The following is a 3,416-nucleotide window of genomic DNA, read 5'->3' as shown; positions in this document are numbered from 1 at the left end:
GATCGCCCGGAGCGCGGCCCGGCGGCTAATCTTTCGTGCGCGAGACGATCCGGCAGACGCCGAATGATCCATGCTCTCCCCCTTCCACCCCAGAACGTGCCATGATGTCCTTCGAGCGCGGTGCCACGCGCCCCTATGCCGGTCCCGCCGCGGCGCGCGCCGCGACAAAAGTTGAGCGGCAACAATCTTCCGGGCCGCCCCCGGCTCGGCGCCGTCAAGGCCCCGGGCGCCGGCGCACCGAAGCCCTCGCCCATGATCGCTTTGCTTGATGATCGCGTCCCCGGCACGCTGGATGAGCTGCTGCCGCGACTCGAGCGCGAGACCGCCCCGGGCGCGTCGGTCGAAGCCTGGCTGTTCGAAGGGGTGACGCGGCGCCGGGCGGCCGAGCGCCGGCTCGGAAAACGCGGAATCGCGGCCGTCCTGCGCAGCGCCTACAAGCCCCTGGTCCATTTCTTTCTCGAGGAGGTGGACGCCGGCACGCTCCGGCGAGTCACCGTCCGTTACCCCGTTCACGAGCGGGCCCACCCCAAGCGCTTCCTCTTGGAGGCGTATCCCCTCGCCGCCCTCCTCCCGGGTGTCGAGACGGCGTTTGTCGAGGGGCAGGACCGCGGCCATTACCACGTCGACTTCGAACGCCGGACCGGAGAGCGCGACGCGGTTCGTGTCTTTGCCCCGAATCGCGTGCGGGAGGATCACCTCGGCGCCCCGGTGCTGGCGCCGTCGGGCTGGCTGCGCATCACCGAACCGGGCACAGGCGACGTCCGCACCGACGAGCCGCTCGTGACCGAGTACGAGACGATCTTCCGGCGCGCCCTGGACGCCGTGCGCGCCTACGACTGGGGGACGACCGAGCCGTACTTCGACCGGCTCGTGATTTCCGCCGAGATTCCGGACGTGGACCGGCCTCTGCCGTTCGGCGAAGAGTGTCTCAGTACGTGCGAGGCGCTCCACGAGGATCTGTATTTTTCGGTCCTGGAGTTCTTCAAGCATCGGGCGGGCCGCGCCGTGACCGACCGGACGGCGCAGCCCGGGCAGGTGGTCCCCGACATCCGGCAGGCGGCGTCGGCACCGCTCGTGCGCGTGACGCTCGATTCCCCGGCCGGCGACGGACCGGTCCCGGGGGCTCCCGCCGAACCCGCCCCCGCGGACGGCCGCCGGGGCCGCCGCATCGACGAGGCCGATCGGCCGTTGGAACTGCCGGAGATCATGGACGAGACGGCCGCCCTCGAGGGAGGGCCGATCGCGGCCCGCTCGCGCCGGGGACGCCCGGTCCTGGGCGTCTACCGTCCGGGACGGCACCCCGCGATCGTCGTGACCGCGGGCCAGCATGCCAACGAAACCACGGGTGTGGTCGGAGCTCTGCGCGCCGCCAGCCGCCTCGCCGAGGATCCCGACGCCTCGTTCGCGGTGATCCCGCTCGAGAACCCCGACGGGTACGCGCTGCATCGCCGGCTCTGCGCGATCAATCCCCGCCACATGCATCACGCGGCGCGCTACACCGCGCTCGGCGACGACCTGCAGTCCCGGTCCCGAGCGCCCTGGTACGAGAAGGCGGCCCGGATCGAGGCCCAGCGTCTCAGCGGCGCCCGCCTGCACATCAACCTCCACGGCTACCCGTCCCACGAGTGGACCCGGCCGCTTACCGGCTACCTGCCCCGCGGCTTCGAAACGTGGTCGATCCCGAAGGGCTTCTACGTGATCCTGCGCCACCACGGCGAGTGGGCGGCGCGCGTGCCGGCGCTGCTCGACGCCCTGACCGCGCGGTTGGCGATGATCCCCGGCCTTGCCGAGCTCAACCGCGCCCAGCTCGCGGCGTACGAGGCGCACACCGGCGAACGGCCGGCGCCCATCCTGCACGGCATTCCCTGCCAGATCACCGAGGACGACGAGGCGCCGTTTCCGCTCGCGATCATCACCGAGTTCCCCGACGAGACGATTTACGGCGAGTTGTTCGTGCTCGCGCACGCCGTCCAAATGGAAACCGTGCTGGCCGCGGCGGAGATCTACCGGGGCCTGTCGCCCGCGTAGGCCGCCGGACCGGACGGCGGCGTGCGCGACAGGGGCGCGTCCCCGAGGCGCCGAATGGGGCGCGCGCGATGGACGCACACGACGGCCGGCGCGATCCCGTGTATGTCCGCGAGGTGTTGGGACCGCGCTATGCCTTCGCCTGCCGCGAGGAGTTTCCGTACCTGCGCGACGTCCTCGTCGCCCACGTGCTCATGCTGCGGCGCCAGGGGATCCTCGACGCCGGCGTCGCCGGCGACACCCTGCGCGCCCTCGCGTCGCTCACCCCGGACGCGCTGCCGCCGTACGATCCGCGGTGGGAAGACCTGTACTTCGTCGTGCACCACCACGTGGAGACGGCGACCCGCGGGCGCGGGGACTTCCGGCTGGCCCTCAGCCGGAACGACGCGGGCGCGGCCGTCGCCCGGCTCATGCTGCGCGATCAGACCATCGACATCGTCGAGGCGGCCGACGGCCTCCGGGAGGCGGTGATCGATCAGGCCGACCGCCACCGCGCCACGCTCATCATGGCGCACACGCATCACCAGCACGCGCAGCCCACGACCGCCGGACACTACCTGCTGGCCGCGGCGGCCGTGCTCGCCCGGTGCGCCGACCGCTACCGCGCCGCGGTGGATCGTCTCGACCGCTCGCCGCTCGGCGCGGTCGCCCTGACCACGACCGGGTTTGCGATCGACCGGCGCTACGTCGCGGCGCTGGTCGGGTTCGCCGGGGTGGTCGAGAACAGCTACGACGCGGTCGCCGCGGGCGATTACGTCACCGAGCTCGCCGGCTGCCACGCGACGCTGGCGACGAGCCTCAGCCGGATCGTCTGCGACCTCCTGTTCTGGGCGGGCTCGGAAGTCGACGGGCTGCGCCTCGCCGCGCCGTTCATCCAGATCAGCAGCCTCATGCCGCAGAAGCGCAATCCCGTGGCGCTCGAGCACGTGCGCAGCGCGCTCAGCCGGATCCTGGGGACGAGCGCCGGCATGTGCGCGTCGTCGCACAACGTGCCGTTCGGCGACATCAACGACCCGGTCGAGGATCTCCTCCCGCCGCTCGCGGAGTCGCACCGGGAGCTCACCGGGGCGCTCGAGCTGCTTGGGGCGGTGATCGCCCAGGCGGCGATCCGCCCGGACGCGTGGACGCCGGCGCTGCGGGGCACCTTCGCCACGAGCACCGAGCTCGCCGATACCCTCGTCCGGGAGGGGGGGCTGCGGTTTGCCGACGCGCACGCCGCGGTCGCGCACCTCGTCGCCGGCCGGCGCGACCGGGGCGCGGATTTCCAGGACGTCACACCCGATGAGGTCGCGGCGGCCACGGACGCGGCCGCCGGCCGGCCGGCCCGGCTGCCGGCGGCCGTGCTCGCGGACGCGCTCGATCCCGCGGCGTTCGTGGCCCGGCGCGACGTC

Annotated in this window: 2 protein-coding genes; both read left to right on the top strand. The window is 72.8% G+C overall.

The window, feature by feature from the left end; genetic code table 11:
• Positions 1-252: 252 nt before the first annotated feature.
• Complete coding sequence (locus VGZ23_15220) at positions 253-2,028, top strand: M14 family zinc carboxypeptidase (GenBank protein HEV2358942.1); 1,776 nt, start codon at positions 253-255, stop codon at positions 2,026-2,028.
• A gap of 68 nt (positions 2,029-2,096) precedes the next feature.
• Positions 2,097-3,416, top strand: a 1,320-nt coding sequence (locus VGZ23_15215; protein HEV2358941.1) for a lyase family protein, incomplete at its 3' end; no start/stop codon positions are given.

Source organism: bacterium (genome assembly GCA_035945995.1).
In the GTDB taxonomy this organism is placed as follows: domain Bacteria; phylum Sysuimicrobiota; class Sysuimicrobiia; order Sysuimicrobiales; family Segetimicrobiaceae; genus DASSJF01.
This window is presented reverse-complemented; position numbering and strand designations above follow the sequence as displayed.